Genomic DNA, 14,739 nt, shown 5'->3' on the forward strand with positions numbered 1-14,739 from the left:
GAAGCGCCGCGCGAGAATCCGGCCGGATATTGCGAGAGTCATCATGCGTCTTTCCTCACCCGACACCCTCCAGCTCATTACCGCCGCCACCCGCGCTCCATCTGGTCATAACTCGCAGCCGTGGTATTTTGAAATCAACGCCAATGAAATTGCCATTTTTCCCGACCCCGCAAGGGCGCTGCCCGCCGTGGACGGCAACCGCCGGGAATTGTTCATCAGCCTGGGATGCGCGGCTGAAAATCTTTGCCTGCAAGCTTCTGCCTTGCATTACGCCGCCCAGACGGAAATAAGCGGCGATGGAAGCATCAGAATACAGCTTCAAAAATCAGACAGCATTATTCCAAGCCCGCTTTCTGCCTATATCGAACAGCGGCAGACAAACCGCTCAACATACAATCACAAAATCATTCCGGAAGATATTTTGTGCGCCATTCTGGAGGAATGGGCCGGAAATGAAATAAAAATCCATCTGTTCAAGAAGGATGACAGCGCCTTCAAGCTGCTGACCGAAGCCGTCACGCAGGGCAATGAAGCGCAAATGAATGACTCCGCCTTCAAGGCGGAGTTGCTTTCATGGGTGCGCTTCAACAAAAAGCCCGCCGAAAGCACGGGCGACGGCCTCAGCTACGCCGCCCTGGGCGCGCCCAGTCTGCCCCGCTGGATCAGCGAACCCATCGTGAAATCCATGCTCAACGACAAATCGCAAAACAAATCCGATTTGAAAAAAATCGCATCTTCATCCCATTTGGCGCTTATCACCAGCCCGGCCGATGATGTTTTTTCATGGATCAGCACGGGGCGCGCGCTCCAGCGTTTTCTGCTTTCGCTGACCCGGGCAGGCATTGCCAGCGCATACCTGAATCAGCCTTGCGAAGTCGCTGAAATACGCGGGAAATTGCGCGAGAAACTTTTTCACGCGACCCGTGAATATCCACAACTGCTGCTGCGCATCGGCTATGCAAAGCCGCTTCCGCGCGCCGGAAGAAGGCCGCTTCGGGAAGTCATGAAATCTGAATATGGGATGGCCTATTGAACGTGCCCATTCAGCCCATTTTCCGCAAGCAAAAGGGCAAGGCGGCCACTAGCTCTTTTTACGCGAAAAACCAGCCGTGGCGGTGTATGGCTTGCGAGCTGCCCCACACATGGCTGACGCGCGAGGGGAGAACGCATCAGCAATCAGAATGAGCATGGCGTGAGCGGAGGAAAGAGGCAGTTTTTAGCTCCTTTAACCATAGCACGATGTCCTAGTGGAATCAGCGTAAACCGGTATTTCTGCCCCTTGAATTTGCTCCTGTTTCCGATGCCCTCATCTGCCAAGCACCGGACAACCCGGAGGCTGCGCCAGCCGCCCGCCTTGGGCGCTTCTGAACGGGCTTCATGAGCGGCGCCTGATTCAATTCCGCAAAACGGACGGCAGGCCGCTTGGCTGAGATGCGCCAGGGCAGCGCGGCGCATCGCACGCGCGAAATGAAGGTTGACCGTTTTGAAAGCTGGCTGTTTTCTTTGAAGGCGCGCCCTGCTCCGCCCTGACCCGGCGGCGCACGAAAACGAACGGGGCGCAGGTGTTGCCTTGCGCCCCGTGCAGTGCAGCGGCCAGCCAGCCGCCTATCAGTCCATCAACTCAAGGCGCCGTGGCAGTTCTTGTAGCGCTTGCCGCTGCCGCAGGGGCAGGGGTCGTTGCGGCCCACGCGGGGCACTTCGCCTGCGGCCAGGCCCGCGCCTGCCGCCCCGGCCACGGTGCTGCGTGCGCTGCCGGCCGGGGTTTGGGGCAGGGTCTGCGCCTCACCCGTTTCCGAGGGCGCGGTGTAGGTAACGTTGCTGACGCGTTCGGCCTGCTGGCTGATGCTGCCAGCGGCTTCATCAGCCTGCTCGCGGGTTTGCACGCGCACATTGATGAGCACGCGGGTGACTTCGTTTTTCACTGTGTCCAGCATTTGGCTGAAGAGTTCAAAGGCTTCGCGCTTGTATTCCTGCTTGGGCTGCTTCTGGGCGTAGCCGCGCAGGTGGATGCCCTGGCGCAGGTAGTCGAGCGCGGAGAGGTGCTCGCGCCAGTTGCTGTCGATGGATTGCAGGAGCACGGAGCGCTCGAAGGGGCGGAAGTTTTCCGCGCCAACCAGGGCCACTTTGGCGGCGTAGGCTTCGTCGGCGGCCACGCGCACGGCTTCGACGATTTCCTGATCGGTGATGGAGCTGGAGGATTCCACCGACTTTTGCAGGGGCAGCTCGATTTGCCAGTCCTGCGCCAGGGCTTTTTCAAGGCCGGGCAGGTCCCATTGCTCTTCTACCGAGTCGGCGGGCACGTATTGGCGCACAAGGTCTTCAAAGCAGCCGTGGCGCAAGGCGGTGATCTGGGCGGTGAGGTCTTGCGCGTTGAGAATGTCGTTGCGCTGCTGGTAGATGACTTTGCGCTGATCGTTGGCGACGTCGTCGTATTCGAGCAGCTGTTTGCGGATGTCGAAGTTGCGGCCTTCCACCTTGCGCTGGGCGCTTTCGATGGCGCGGGTGACCATGCCGGCTTCGATGGCTTCGCCTTCAGGCATTTTGAGGCGGTCCATGATGGCGCGCACGCGGTCGCCCGCGAAGATGCGCATGAGCGCGTCGTCCAGGCTGAGATAAAAGCGCGAGGAGCCGGGGTCGCCTTGGCGGCCCGAGCGGCCGCGCAGCTGGTTGTCGATGCGGCGGCTTTCGTGCCTTTCGGTGGCGATGATGCGCAGGCCGCCCAGGGATTTGACTTTTTCGTGGTCGGCCTGCCATTGCTGGCGCAGCTGCTGGATGCGGCTGGCGCGGGTGGCTTCGTCAAGCGATTCGTCGGCTTCGATGGCGGCGACGGTTTTTTCGATGTTGCCGCCCAGCACGATGTCGGTGCCACGCCCGGCCATGTTGGTGGCGATGGTGATGACGCCGGGGCGCCCTGCCTGGGCGACGATGTCGGCTTCGCTGGCGTGCTGTTTGGCGTTGAGCACCTGGTGCGGCAGGTTCTCTTTTTTCAGCAGGTTGGAGATGATTTCGGAGTTTTCGATGGAGGTGGTGCCCACGAGCACGGGCTGGCCGCGCTTGTGGCATTCGCGAATGTCGGCGAGCGCGGCGGCGTATTTTTCGGGGGTGGTTTTGTAAACGCGGTCGAGCTGGTCGTCGCGCTTGTTGGGGCGGTTGGGCGGGATGACGACGGTTTCCAGCCCGTAGATTTCCTGGAATTCGTAGGCTTCGGTGTCGGCCGTGCCCGTCATGCCCGAGAGCTTGGCGTAGAGGCGGAAGTAGTTCTGGAAGGTGATGGAGGCCAGCGTCTGGTTTTCGGCCTGGATGGGCACGCCTTCCTTGGCTTCCACGGCCTGGTGCAGGCCGTCGCTCCAGCGGCGGCCGGTCATGAGGCGGCCCGTGAATTCATCGACGATGACGATTTCGGGGCCGTTTTCGCCGTTTTGCACCACGTAGTGCTGGTCACGGTGATACAGGTGCGCGGCGCGCAGGGCGGCGTAGAGGTGGTGCACCAGCGCGATGTTGGCGGGGTCATACAGCGACGCGCCTTCGGCAATGAGGCCGCGCGCGGCCAGGATGCGCTCGGCGTTTTCGTAGCCTTGTTCGGTGAGATAGACCTGATGGGACTTTTCGTCCACGGTGAAGTCGCCGGGCTTGATGACGCCTTCGCCCGTGCGCGGATCGGCTTCGCCTTCCTGCCGGGTGAGCTGGGGGGCCACTTCGTTCATGGCCAGATAGATGGCAGTCTGGTCTTCGGCCTGGCCGCTGATGATGAGCGGCGTGCGCGCTTCGTCAATGAGGATGGAGTCCACCTCGTCCACGATGGCGTAGTTGAGCTGGCGCTGCACGCGATCGCCCGGCTCGTACACCATGTTGTCGCGCAGGTAGTCAAAGCCGTATTCGTTGTTGGTGCCGTAGGTGATGTCAGCGCCGTAGGCGACCTGCTTTTCTTCGCGCGGCATGTAAGGCAGGTTCACGCCCACCGTCAGGCCCAGGAAGTTGTAGAGGCGCGCCATCCATTGCGCGTCGCGGTTGGCCAGGTAGTCATTGACCGTAACCACATGCACGCCCTTGCCCGTGAGCGCGTTCAGATACACGGGCAGCGTGGCCGTGAGCGTTTTGCCTTCGCCCGTGCGCATTTCGGCAATCTTGCCCTCGTGCAGGGCCATGCCGCCGATCAGCTGCACGTCAAAGTGGCGCATCTTCATCACGCGCTTGGAGGCTTCGCGCACCACGGCGAAAGCTTCCGGCAGAAGCTGATCCAGCGTTTCGCCTTTGCCCAGCCGCTCTTTGAACTCTTGCGTTTTGGCGCTGATTTGCTCGTCGGACAGCTTCTCGAACTGCGGCTCCAGCGCGTTGATGCGCGCCACCGTCTTGCGGTATTGCTTGAGCAGGCGATCGTTACGGCTGCCAAAGAGCTTGGTCAAAAGAGTAAGGGGCATACGCGGCGCAAATGTGAAAAGTGTTCGGTCAAAGAAAAAAGCCAAGCAAGGGCGGAAACAATCCGCCGCTCGCAAGGCGGCGAGGCATTTTAGAACCTGTGCACAGTCTGGCCGCGAGGGGCAAAAGAGCGAATCAGGATAGGCTGCAAGGCGCGAACCGCAAGCGGGCCTCATGGCCTGCTGGCTGCCCGGCCAGAGATTGACAACGCCACAGATCGCCCAAGGCCGCGCTTTTGTGTTTACAGACAAACTCTGAACAGGTTTTCGGAGCGCGCATCTCCTTCCTGAGCCTGGTTGTGAAGACCTTGCGCTTGCCTGCTGGCAATAATGCGCGCGGAAAGCGGAGCGGGCTGCGCTGCCAGCTATAGCCGCTTTGCAACATTTCAATACTTTCATCCGCCATGAGCATCACGTTGAAAACCCCCATGAACATGCAGCAAGCCATGCACGGCTCACCCATGCTTGCGCAACTGATGCGAATGGCGGAGGAAACCCGTGCGTGCATGGCCGTCATCCGCCCCCTGCTGCCCGCTGCGCTACGTGGCGCTGTGCGCCCAGGCCCCATGCAAGACGGCACTTGGTGCCTGCTTATCGCCCACACAGCCGCCGCAGCAAAGCTGCGCCAGCTCGCTCCGGCCCTGCTAGCGGCCCTGCGCGCCAAGGGGCATGAGGTGCAGACCCTTCGCTTCAAGGTCCAGCCGCCGCCCGATTCAAAAATCCAAGAAAAAACCCGCTGGCCGTGAGCGGCTGGCGGGTTGTTAATGTGGTGCCGGTTGTCGGACTCGAACTGACGACCTACCGCTTACAAGGCGGGTGCTCTACCAACTGAGCTAAACCGGCTGAAACTCAAAGGGGCGGATTCTAACCACTATTTGACGATTCTTAGCGATGGCCTTCCGCCGCTTGGCGCAGGAGGCTCGTCATCCGGCCCGGCATCTTTGCCAGAACCGGGTGGCGAAACAGGCCGTAGTTGAGGTTTCTCGGCTATGGGCGCCTCAGATTCGCCATCTGCGCCTGGCATTTTCCCTGCTTCAGCCTCTTGGCTCGCCTCCGGGAATGCCATGCCCTGCCCCGTTTCCCGCGCATAGATCGCGAGCACCCGATTGACGGGTATGAAAATATCTCGCGGCACGCCGCCAAAACGGGCCTTGAACTCAATATAGTCATTGCCCATTTTCAAGCCATTGGTCGCGTCAAAACCAATGTTAAGCACAATCTGCCCATTCTGAACAAATTCTCTGGGCACCTGCACGGTTTCATCCACACGCACCGCAATATGGGGGGTCAGCCCATTGTCGCCACACCATTCATACAAGGCGCGCAGCAAATACGGCTGGGTAGAGGTGGTTTCCAATTCAGCCTCCTGAAGTTCCCAATCATTACTTCCGCATGACTTTTTCAGACGGCGTCAGTGCCTCAATATACGCAGGCCGGGAAAAGATGCGCTCTGCATATTTGAGAAGCGGCGCCGCATTCTTGCTCAGCTCAATTCCATAGTAATCAAGCCTCCAGAGCAGAGGCGCCAACGCGACATCCAGCATGGAGAAATGCTCACCCAGGATATATTTATTCTTCAAAAATACAGGCGCCATTTGCGTCAGGCGATCGCGGATATTTCCCCGCGCTTTTTCCAGCGCCTTTTCATTGGTCCGGCCCACACGATGTTCCAGCACGCTCACGTGAGAAAACAGCTCTTTTTCAAAATTAAGCAGGAAAAGGCGCACCCGCGCCCGGTCTACCGGATCGCCCGGCATAAGCTGCGGATGAGGAAAACGCTCATCAATATATTCGTTGATGATATTTGATTCATAAAGAATCAGATCTCTTTCCACCAGAATAGGCACCTGCCCATAAGGGTTCATCACACTGATATCTTCCGGCTTGTTGAACAGGTCGACATCACGGATTTCAAAATCCATTCCCTTCTCGAACAGCACAAAACGGCAGCGATGCGAAAAGGGGCAGGTTGTTCCTGAATAAAGCACCATCATGGCGGGAGGCTCCTAAAAAACCGAAAGAGTGGGCAGCGCAAATGCACCGTCCACTCTATTTACTGCCCGGTCAAAACCGGGCACGCAGAATAAAAGACTTTATTTGACGTCTTTCCAGAATGCCTTGTTCAAATTCCAGGCGGCAAAAGTAAACAAAGCCAGGAACAGCATGGCAAAGATGCCTATCTTCACGCGCTTGTTCTGGGCCGGTTCACCCATCCATTGCAGGAAATTGACCAAATCACCCACATTTTTGTCGTAATCAGCAGCGGTCATGGCACCCGGTGTCACTTCTTCCCACCCTTTGTGCACTTGCACTTGCTGGCCATGTGACTCATGCGTTTCAAACAGAGGCTTGCGCTCACCCTGCAATTCCCACAACGGGTGCGGCATGCCAATACTGGGAAATGCCAAGTTATTCCAGCCAGTGGGTTTGGTGGGATCTCGATAGTAAGAACGCAGCAGGGTGTAGATGTAATCTGCGCCCGTGCCATTGGAGCCAGCCCGAGAGCGGGCAATCAATGTCAAATCCGGCGGATTAGCGCCAAACCATTTTTTGGCCTCGATGGGATCAATCGCGGCTTTCATGACGTTGCCCACCTTGTCAGTGGTGAACATCAGATTTTCCTTGATCTGCTCTTCCGTCAAGCCAATGTCTTGCAAACGGTTGTAGCGCATGAACGCCGCTGAATGGCAGCTCAGGCAGTAATTGACAAAGATGCGTGCGCCGTTTTGCAGCGACGCCTGGTTTGTCACGTCAATAGGAGCCTTATCCCAAGGGATTCCGCCGCTTGCAGCGTGGGCGCTGATGACCAGATTCGCTGCCAGCATCAGGCCAGCGACCAGTTTCTTGTGGAATTTCATTTTTATGCTCCGGCAAATTCAGTGCGGTGTGAAGGTGACGCGATCAGGCACAGGTTTAGGCGTGCCAATTCGCGACCACCACGGCATCAGCAGGAAGAAGCCGAAGTAAAACAGCGTGCCAATCATGGCGACCAGTTCATTGGTCATCCAACTCAAGGCAGGCGCGGCAAAAATCGGGCCGGGGAGCATGATGCCCAGCACCATCAGAATGCCAAACCACACCACGAACACGGCATAGAGCCATTTATGCCAGCCGGGGCGATAGCGGATGGACTTGACGGGACTCCAGTCCAGCCATGGCAGGAAGAACAGGATGATGACAGCGCCGCCCATGACGACCACACCCCAGAACTTCGCGTCAAACGTCTTGAGCAGGAAAGCCACCACGACAGCTGCGCCAGCAACTCCCATCTTGATCAACATGGGCAAGCGTGTACGCAGGAACACGAACGCCGCTGCCAGCAGGACGATGACGCACAGCACATTGACCATCGTGTCGGTTGTGGCGCGCAGCATGGAATAGAACGGCGTGAAATACCACACAGGCGCAATATGCGCTGGCGTGACCAGCGGATCGGCCGGAATGAAGTTGTTGTATTCCAGGAAATAGCCGCCGAATTCAGGCGCGAAGAAAACCACGGCGAAATAGACCATGAAGAACACGCCTACGCCCAAGATGTCGTGAACCGTGTAGTAGGGGTGGAACGGGACGCCATCCGCAGGCGCAGTGGGCGACCAGCGGTTGCCTTTGGGGCCTTGCTTGATTTCTACGCCATCAGGGTTGTTGGAGCCCACGTCATGCAGAGCAAGCAGGTGCGCCACCACCAGTCCGAGCAGCACCAGCGGCACGGCAATAACGTGAAAACTGAAGAAGCGGTTCAGTGTGGCGTCACTTACCACGTAGTCACCGCGAATGAGCAGGGACAGATCGGATCCGATAAATGGAATCGCGGAAAACAGGTTCACGATCACCTGCGCGCCCCAGAAAGACATTTGTCCCCAAGGCAGCAAATACCCCATGAATGCTTCAGCCATCAGGCACAGGAAAATGGCGCAGCCAAAAATCCAGACCAGCTCCCGTGGCTTGCGGTAGCTGCCATACAGCAATCCGCGGAACATGTGCAGATAAACCACGATGAAGAAAGCGGATGCCCCCGTGGAGTGCATGTAGCGGATGATCCAGCCGCCCGGCACGTCGCGCATGATGTATTCGACCGACTCGAACGCCTTGGCCGCATCAGGCTTGTAGTGCATCACCAGAAAAATGCCCGTGACGATTTGGATCACCAGCACCAGCAGCGCCAGCGAGCCAAAGATGTACCAGACGTTGAAATTCTTCGGCGCATAGTACTCCGACATGTGTTTGCGGTAAGCCTCAAACGCAGTCGGAAAGCGGTTGTCAAACCAGTTGGTCACCTTGGCAACCAATGGCGCATTCGGAGAAATTTCCTTGAATTCAGCCATGTCCGCCTCCCATCACGCTTCGGAATCGTCGCCAACCAAAATCTTGGTTTCGGACAGGAATTTGTAGGGAGGCACTTCAAGATTGTCTGGCGCGGGTTTGTTTTTGAACACGCGGCCAGCCAGATCGAATGTGGAGCCATGGCATGGGCAGAAAAATCCGCCTTCCCAGTTGTCAGGCAATGAAGGCTGCGGGCCAGTCTGGAACTTGTCCACAGGCGAGCAGCCAAGGTGCGTGCAAATCCCCACGACAACCAGAAACTCTTCCTTGCGCGAGCGCCATTCGTTTTGCGCGTACGCAGGCGTGGGATATGCCTTGCGTTCCGACTTGGGGTCGGCCACTTCGGAGTCCGTATTCTTCAGCGTCGCCAGCATCTCTGGAGTGCGACGCAAAACCCAGACGGGCTTGCCACGCCATTCGACGATGACCTTTTCGCCAGGCTGAAGCTTGGAAATGTCTACTTCCACAGGTGCGCCAGCGGCTTTGGCCCTTTCTGACGGCTGGAAGCTGCCAACAAAAGGGGTTGCCAGCGCGCCTGCGCCGACCGCGCCGACGACGCCCGTGGTAATCAGCCACGTCCTTTTGCTGCTATCTACCGGGGTATCACTCATGGGAGTCCTCTGGTGTGTTTTTGTGTATCGGGGGTAGCTCAGGATTGTAGCGGAGCCATCTTTCTGACATGGCCCGTTTCAACTTGGCCGCTTTTGACGTACATCAGTGCCTGACAATACGCAGCCTCTTCCATTTCATGTTTCAAAAGGAGAAAGCTTCATGTCCATGTTGCAGGAGTTCAAGGAGTTCGCCGTCAAGGGCAATGTGATGGATCTGGCCGTGGGCGTCATCATTGGCGGCGCGTTCGGCAAGATCGTCGATTCAGTGGTGGGCGATCTCATCATGCCGCTGGTGGGCAAGGTGCTGGGCGGGCTGGATTTTTCCAGCTATTACATCCCGCTGTCCGGGCAGGAATACGGGCTGCCGCTGGCCGAAGCCAAGAAGGCGGGCGCCGTGTTCGCCTATGGCAACTTCGTCACCGTCTCGCTCAATTTCGTCATTCTGGCGTTCATCATCTTCATCATGGTCAAGCAGATGAACCGCCTGCGCCGCGCCGAGCCGCCCGCCGAGCCTGCCGCTCCGCCTGAAGAAGTGGTACTGCTGCGCGAGATCCGCGACAGCCTCAAGCGCTGAAAGCGTCTTCTCCATTTCTGTTTTCTATGCCAGCGCCCGCTTTCATGCGGGCGTTTTTCATGCGGGCGTTTTTCCAGGCGCGGGTCTCTCCTCTCTCATTCGCCTTCCAGCGCACGCGCCATGCGCACGGCGGCCAGCAGACTGCCGGCGCTGGCCTGGCCTGTGGCCGCCAGATCGAAGGCCGTGCCGTGGTCGGGGCTGGTGCGCACGAAGGGCAGGCCGAGCGTCACGTTCACGCCTTTTTCCACGCCAAGGTATTTCACGGGAATCAGCCCCTGGTCGTGGTACATGGCCACGACCACGTCGAATGCGCCCTGGCGCGCGCGCATGAAAACGGTGTCAGGCGCAAAAGGGCCTTGCGCATTCATGCCCTGCGCGCGGGCGGCGGCTATGGCGGGGGCGATATGCTCGATTTCCTCACGGCCAAACCGGCCGCCTTCGCCCGCGTGCGGGTTCAGCCCCGCCACGGCCATGCGCGGCGGCTGGCCCAAGGCGCGCGCCAAGGCTGCATGAGTGATTTGCAGGGTGCGCAGCACGCTGGCCTGCGTGACTTGCTCAATGGCTTCGCGCAGCGGCATGTGAATGGTGACCAGCACCGTGCGCAGCTCGTCATTGGCCAGCATCATGCGCACGGGCACTTGCTCCACCGGCACGCCCAGGTGCGCCGCTGCTTCAGCCTGAAGCAGCTCGGTGTGGCCTGGAAAGCGGCTGAATGGCTCGCCTGCGGCAGCCAGCGCCTCCTTGTGCAGCGGGGCCGTAACCACTGCCGCCACCTCGCCGCGCAGAGCCGCGCGCGCCGCCCAGACAACGGCTTCGCCCGCCATGCGGCCTGCGGCGGCGCTCACGCGGCCCGGCTCCGGCAACCCGGACGGGGCCTGAACCACTGGCAGCACGGGAATGCAGCGCGGCGGAGCATGCAACGCCTCATTGGCTTGCTCCAGGCGGGCCACGGGCAGGCCGCCCAGCCAGCCAGCAGCGCGGCGCATCACGGCCACGCTGCCCGCCACAAAGCAGCCGCGCATGGCTTCGGGCGCGTCTTGAAAGGCTTTGGCGATGATTTCGGGGCCGATGCCCGCCGCATCGCCCTGGGTGATGGCAAATGGTTTCTGCATAAGGTTTGCAAATTCAGCGCAGACTGCTTCTGAAAGCAGAGCAAATTTACTGCCCTGAAAACCGCTGATGTCCTAGAAGAAAAAGCGCAGGCCGCTATTGAATCAGAAGCAAAAAAATCGACTCTCTTGCTGCCTTCGGCTCAAGCCGGGTTGTCTATCTCGATGAACTCATGCGCCAGCCCCAGCTGGTGCGCCACATGCGCGGCCAGGGCGGGGGCGCCGTAGCGCTCGGTGGCGTGGTGGCCGCAGGCGTAAAAGGCCACGCCGCACTCGCGCGCCAGATGGGCCTGGGGTTCGGAGATTTCGCCCGTGATGAAGGCATCGGTCCCCGCCGCAATGGCGCCTTCAAAAAAGCCTTGCGCGCCGCCGCTGCACCAGGCCAGCTTGCGAATGGGCGCAGGCGGCCCGTAAATGGCAATGGGCGGCCTTTGCAGCGCTTGCGCCAGATGATTTGCCAGCGCCTGGCCGTCTTCGTAAGCCGCCTCGCCCAGCCAGCCCAGCTGCTGCTCGCCAAAGCGGCCCGTGGGCTGCCAGCCCAGGCGCCGGGCCAGTTGCGCATTGTTGCCGTGCACGGGGTGCGCGTCCAGCGGCAGGTGGTAGGCGTAAAGGTTCACATCGTGCGCCAGCAGGCGCGCAAGGCGCTGCTTCATCCAGCCCGTGACGCGCCCGTCCTGCCCGCGCCAGAACAGGCCGTGGTGCACGAAGATGGCATCGGCCCCGGCGGCTATGGCCGCCTCAATCAGCGCCAGGCTGGCCGTCACGCCGCTGACCAGCTTGCCAATTCGCTCGCGGCCCTCCACTTGCAGGCCGTTGGGCCCGTAGTCCTTGAATAGCGCCGGTTGCAGCGCCTCATCGAAAGCGGCCAGCAGCGTGGCCCGGTCGGTTGTGCTCATGGCTGACAATGCTGCCATGTTTGCGGCGCGTTCAGCGCCGCGCCTGCTGCCCGCAAAAACAGGCTTTGCCCGCCTGTGCGGGAGCAGGCTTGAACCGTCAAGGAATTCCAATGAAAAAGCTGTGGCTTTTTTTCTCGCAGGCTGTCACCGTTTTCGTGGCCGCATGGTTCGTCATTGCCACTTTGCAGCCGCAGTGGCTGGCAGCGCCCGCCCCGCCGCCAGCGGTCAGCGCGCCGCTCGTCCTGCCCGCGCCGCAAGTGTCGGCCGCCGCGCAGCCGGGCAGCCTGGCCGCTGCCGTCAGGCGCGCCGCGCCCGCCGTGGTCAGCATCAACACCAGCCGCATCACGCGTCATCCGTTTGCCGATGACCCGTGGTTTCGCCTCTTTTTCGGGCAGCAGGGCAGCCAGTCGCAAAGCGGGCTGGGATCGGGCGTAATCATGTCCGCCGATGGCTATGTGCTCACCAACAACCATGTGGTGCAAGAGGCCGACCACATCGAGGCCGTGCTGGCCGATGGCCGCCGCGCCAACGCCCGCGTGATTGGCGCCGATCCCGAGTCCGACCTGGCCGTGCTCAAGATTGACTTGCCCGATTTGCCCGTGATGACGCCCAGCGACTCGGACCGCATTGAGGTGGGCGACCGCGTGCTGGCCATTGGCAACCCCTTTGGCGTGGGGCAAACCGTCACCAGCGGCATCGTCAGCGCCCTGGGGCGCGATCAGCTGGGCATCAACACCTTCGAGAATTTCATCCAGACCGACGCGGCCATCAACCCCGGCAACTCCGGCGGCGCGCTCACCGACGAACAAGGGCGCCTGCTAGGCATCAACACCGCCATTTACTCGCGCTCCGGCGGCAGCTTGGGCATCGGCTTTGCCATTCCCGTCAATGTGGCGCGGCAGGCGCTGCAAGACATCGTGCAAAACGGGCGCGTCGTGCGTGGCTGGATCGGCGTTGAATCCACCGCCCTCACGCCCGAGCTGGCCGAAAACCTGGGCGCGGCCAGCGCGCAAGGCGTCATCATCACCGGCGTGCTCAATGGCGGCCCGGCTGCGCGCGCGGGCATGCGGCCAGGCGACGTCGTCACCCGCATCAACGGCCGGCCCATCCGCACCGTGGCTGAACTGCGCTCCGGCATCACCGCCCTGCGCCCCGGCACAGCCGCCACCTTCACCGCCTTGCGCCAGGGCCAAAACGTGGAAATGCAGCTTGTGCCCGGCCTGCGGCCCAGCGTGGCGCAGCGGCAGTAGCGAGCCAGCCCCGCCCTGCCCCGCCGATTGCGGCGGTCCGCCCCCGGCTTCAAGAACTGGCTACAGGCCACTGCGGGCCTTGGAAAATCAGCCGCCACGCCCGCCGTGACGCATCAAAAACAAGAGCAAATTCAAGCGGGATGAAATGCCGCTCTGCGCCCGATCCACTAGGACATCATGCTATGGATTCAGAAGCGAATTCAGGCCTTCCCTTTCTGCCACCGCGCCACCGTTTCGGCCATGCAGGCGCTCTGGTCATGGCAAAGACAGGGGCAAGGGAGGCACGGACTGCTTCAAGCAAAGCCCCGCTCGGGGGCTGGCAAGAGGACGGGGCCGGGGCGCCGTTTCAGCCCCTGTACAGCACGTTGCGGCCGCCGCTTTGCAGGCCGCGCACGATGGAGCGCACGTCGGTGTTGACGGCCGGGCCAATGCACATGCCGTCTCGCGCCAAAACCCGCACATACGGCTGCTGGCGCGGGCCGTACATGTCTTCCCACTCCATGCCTGCCGCCAGCCAGGGGCCATCCGCCTGCCGGCGCGCGAACACGCGCCACTGTCCGCCATTGCAGCGGATGCCTTCATAGGTGGCCACGCGGGCGCTGATGCCGCGCATGACAGCCACGTAGCGCACCACGCCCGCCTGCGCATCGACGCTGATGGTTTCAGGCGCAATGCCAATCCGCACAGTGCTGCCGCGAGGCTGTTCAATTTCAATCAGGCGCGCTTCGTCATAGGCGGGCGGCAGGTCCGCTTTCAGCGCCGTGCCTGCGGGCGCAGCGGCAGGCTCGGGCAGCCGCTCGGGGCGGCCACAGGCGGCCAGCGCCAAAGCAGCCAGCAACGGCAGAGAAAGGGAGAAAGCAATGCGACGGCGGCAAGTCATGGCTGTGCGTGTTCGGTGGCGGGCGGCGCGTCATCCAGCCGCCAGAAAGCGGGCGGGCCGCTGGCTGGCCCCAGCGGAGCGGGTTCGGAATCCGGCGGCAAATTGCAGGCCGCCACGGGCGTGCGGATGCCGCTGCGCAGGTAGCGGTTGCGATGCTCCGGCGGGCGCGGCAGAAAGCGCGCCAGCTCGGTGAGCGCCATTTCATACACGCCGCGCTTGAACTCAATCACCACATCCAGCGGCACCCAGTAATCGTTCCAGCGCCAGGCATCGAATTCGGGGTGATCGGTGGCGCGCAGGTTCAGGTTCCAGTCATGAGTGATGAGCTGCAGCAGAAACCAAATCTGTTTCTGCCCCCGGTAGCGGCCGCGCGCGTCGCGGCGGATAAAGCGGTCGGGCACCTCGTAGCGCAACCAGTCACGGGTACGGGCGACGATGCGCACGTGCTCCGGCTTCAGGCCGATTTCCTCATGCAGCTCGCGGTACATGGCCTGCTCCGGGGTTTCGCCCCGGTCAATGCCGCCTTGCGGAAACTGCCAGGAATGGGTGCGTATGCGTTTGCCCCAAAAAACCTGGTTTTTCTGGTTGAGCAAGATGATGCCGACATTCGGGCGAAAGCCTTCCCGGTCAAGCATAATCAAACTCCAATTTCAAAATGTTGCGGGCCATTATGCCCGCGCGTCA

The 14,739-nt window shown here is 60.8% G+C and carries 15 protein-coding genes and 1 tRNA gene; 4 read left to right on the forward strand and 12 right to left on the reverse strand.

Features of this window, described 5'->3' with window-relative positions:
• The first annotated feature begins 43 nt into the window (after window positions 1–43).
• Entirely contained in the window at window positions 44–1,033 is a 990-nt protein-coding gene (locus QB898_RS05290; protein WP_279524096.1) for an Acg family FMN-binding oxidoreductase, read from the forward strand.
• A gap of 583 nt (window positions 1,034–1,616) precedes the next feature.
• Here QB898_RS05290 and secA read toward each other — a convergent pair.
• On the reverse strand, window positions 1,617–4,418 hold the full coding sequence (gene secA / locus QB898_RS05295; protein WP_279524097.1) for a preprotein translocase subunit SecA: 2,802 nt from the start codon (window positions 4,416–4,418) through the stop codon (window positions 1,617–1,619).
• A 133-nt stretch (window positions 4,419–4,551) separates the two neighbouring features.
• Window positions 4,552–4,821, reverse strand: coding sequence for a hypothetical protein (locus QB898_RS05300; RefSeq protein ID WP_279524098.1), 270 nt, complete (start codon window positions 4,819–4,821; stop codon window positions 4,552–4,554).
• On the opposite strand from QB898_RS05300, the gene QB898_RS05305 reads away from it, so the two are divergent.
• The gene (locus QB898_RS05305) at window positions 4,820–5,161 is read left to right on the forward strand and encodes a DciA family protein (protein WP_279524099.1); all 342 of its coding nucleotides are present in this window, start codon (window positions 4,820–4,822) and stop codon (window positions 5,159–5,161) included. The genes QB898_RS05300 and QB898_RS05305 overlap by 2 nt on opposite strands.
• 21 nt (window positions 5,162–5,182) lie before the next feature.
• On the opposite strand, the gene QB898_RS05310 is transcribed toward QB898_RS05305, so the two are convergent.
• The 6 genes from QB898_RS05310 to petA form a co-directional block, all read right to left on the reverse strand.
• Window positions 5,183–5,258 (reverse strand) — tRNA-Thr (locus QB898_RS05310).
• A 28-nt stretch (window positions 5,259–5,286) separates the two neighbouring features.
• On the reverse strand, window positions 5,287–5,772 hold the full coding sequence (locus QB898_RS05315; protein ID WP_279524100.1) for a ClpXP protease specificity-enhancing factor: 486 nt from the start codon (window positions 5,770–5,772) through the stop codon (window positions 5,287–5,289).
• Window positions 5,773–5,797: 25 nt separating this feature from the next.
• Window positions 5,798–6,409: a glutathione S-transferase N-terminal domain-containing protein gene (locus QB898_RS05320; protein ID WP_050715556.1), complete on the reverse strand. Its 612-nt coding sequence runs from the start codon at window positions 6,407–6,409 to the stop codon at window positions 5,798–5,800.
• A gap of 99 nt (window positions 6,410–6,508) precedes the next feature.
• On the reverse strand, window positions 6,509–7,273 hold the full coding sequence (locus QB898_RS05325) for a cytochrome c1 (protein WP_279524101.1): 765 nt from the start codon (window positions 7,271–7,273) through the stop codon (window positions 6,509–6,511).
• Window positions 7,274–7,291: 18 nt separating this feature from the next.
• Window positions 7,292–8,737: a cytochrome b gene (locus tag QB898_RS05330; protein ID WP_279524102.1), complete on the reverse strand. Its 1,446-nt coding sequence runs from the start codon at window positions 8,735–8,737 to the stop codon at window positions 7,292–7,294.
• A 12-nt stretch (window positions 8,738–8,749) separates the two neighbouring features.
• Window positions 8,750–9,346 (reverse strand): ubiquinol-cytochrome c reductase iron-sulfur subunit, encoded by a 597-nt coding sequence (gene petA, locus QB898_RS05335; RefSeq protein WP_050715553.1) that lies wholly within the window; start codon window positions 9,344–9,346, stop codon window positions 8,750–8,752.
• Window positions 9,347–9,506: 160 nt separating this feature from the next.
• On the opposite strand from petA, the gene mscL reads away from it, so the two are divergent.
• Window positions 9,507–9,920 carry a large conductance mechanosensitive channel protein MscL gene (gene mscL, locus QB898_RS05340; protein WP_050715552.1) on the forward strand — a complete coding sequence of 138 codons (414 nt, stop codon included), beginning with the start codon at window positions 9,507–9,509 and terminating at the stop codon, window positions 9,918–9,920.
• A 95-nt stretch (window positions 9,921–10,015) separates the two neighbouring features.
• Here the strand turns inward: mscL and pdxA are convergent, their stop codons facing one another.
• Window positions 10,016–11,032: a 4-hydroxythreonine-4-phosphate dehydrogenase PdxA gene (gene pdxA / locus QB898_RS05345; RefSeq protein ID WP_279524103.1), complete on the reverse strand. Its 1,017-nt coding sequence runs from the start codon at window positions 11,030–11,032 to the stop codon at window positions 10,016–10,018.
• Between the two features lie 140 nt (window positions 11,033–11,172).
• Window positions 11,173–11,925 (reverse strand): Nif3-like dinuclear metal center hexameric protein, encoded by a 753-nt coding sequence (locus QB898_RS05350; RefSeq protein ID WP_279524104.1) that lies wholly within the window; start codon window positions 11,923–11,925, stop codon window positions 11,173–11,175.
• A gap of 110 nt (window positions 11,926–12,035) precedes the next feature.
• On the opposite strand from QB898_RS05350, the gene QB898_RS05355 reads away from it, so the two are divergent.
• Window positions 12,036–13,175 (forward strand): S1C family serine protease, encoded by a 1,140-nt coding sequence (locus QB898_RS05355; RefSeq protein ID WP_279524105.1) that lies wholly within the window; start codon window positions 12,036–12,038, stop codon window positions 13,173–13,175.
• 346 nt (window positions 13,176–13,521) lie between these two features.
• Here QB898_RS05355 and QB898_RS05360 read toward each other — a convergent pair whose 3' ends face one another.
• Both QB898_RS05360 and QB898_RS05365 read right to left on the reverse strand, forming a co-directional pair.
• Window positions 13,522–14,055 carry a CNP1-like family protein gene (locus tag QB898_RS05360; protein ID WP_279524106.1) on the reverse strand — a complete coding sequence of 178 codons (534 nt, stop codon included), beginning with the start codon at window positions 14,053–14,055 and terminating at the stop codon, window positions 13,522–13,524.
• Window positions 14,052–14,690 carry an RNA pyrophosphohydrolase gene (locus tag QB898_RS05365; protein WP_050715548.1) on the reverse strand — a complete coding sequence of 213 codons (639 nt, stop codon included), beginning with the start codon at window positions 14,688–14,690 and terminating at the stop codon, window positions 14,052–14,054. Before QB898_RS05365 ends, QB898_RS05360 begins: the two co-directional genes overlap by 4 nt.
• Window positions 14,691–14,739: the final 49 nt, after the last annotated feature.

The organism is Ottowia cancrivicina (genome assembly GCF_029813755.1).
Taxonomy (GTDB): Bacteria; Pseudomonadota; Gammaproteobacteria; order Burkholderiales; family Burkholderiaceae_C; genus Ottowia; species Ottowia massiliensis.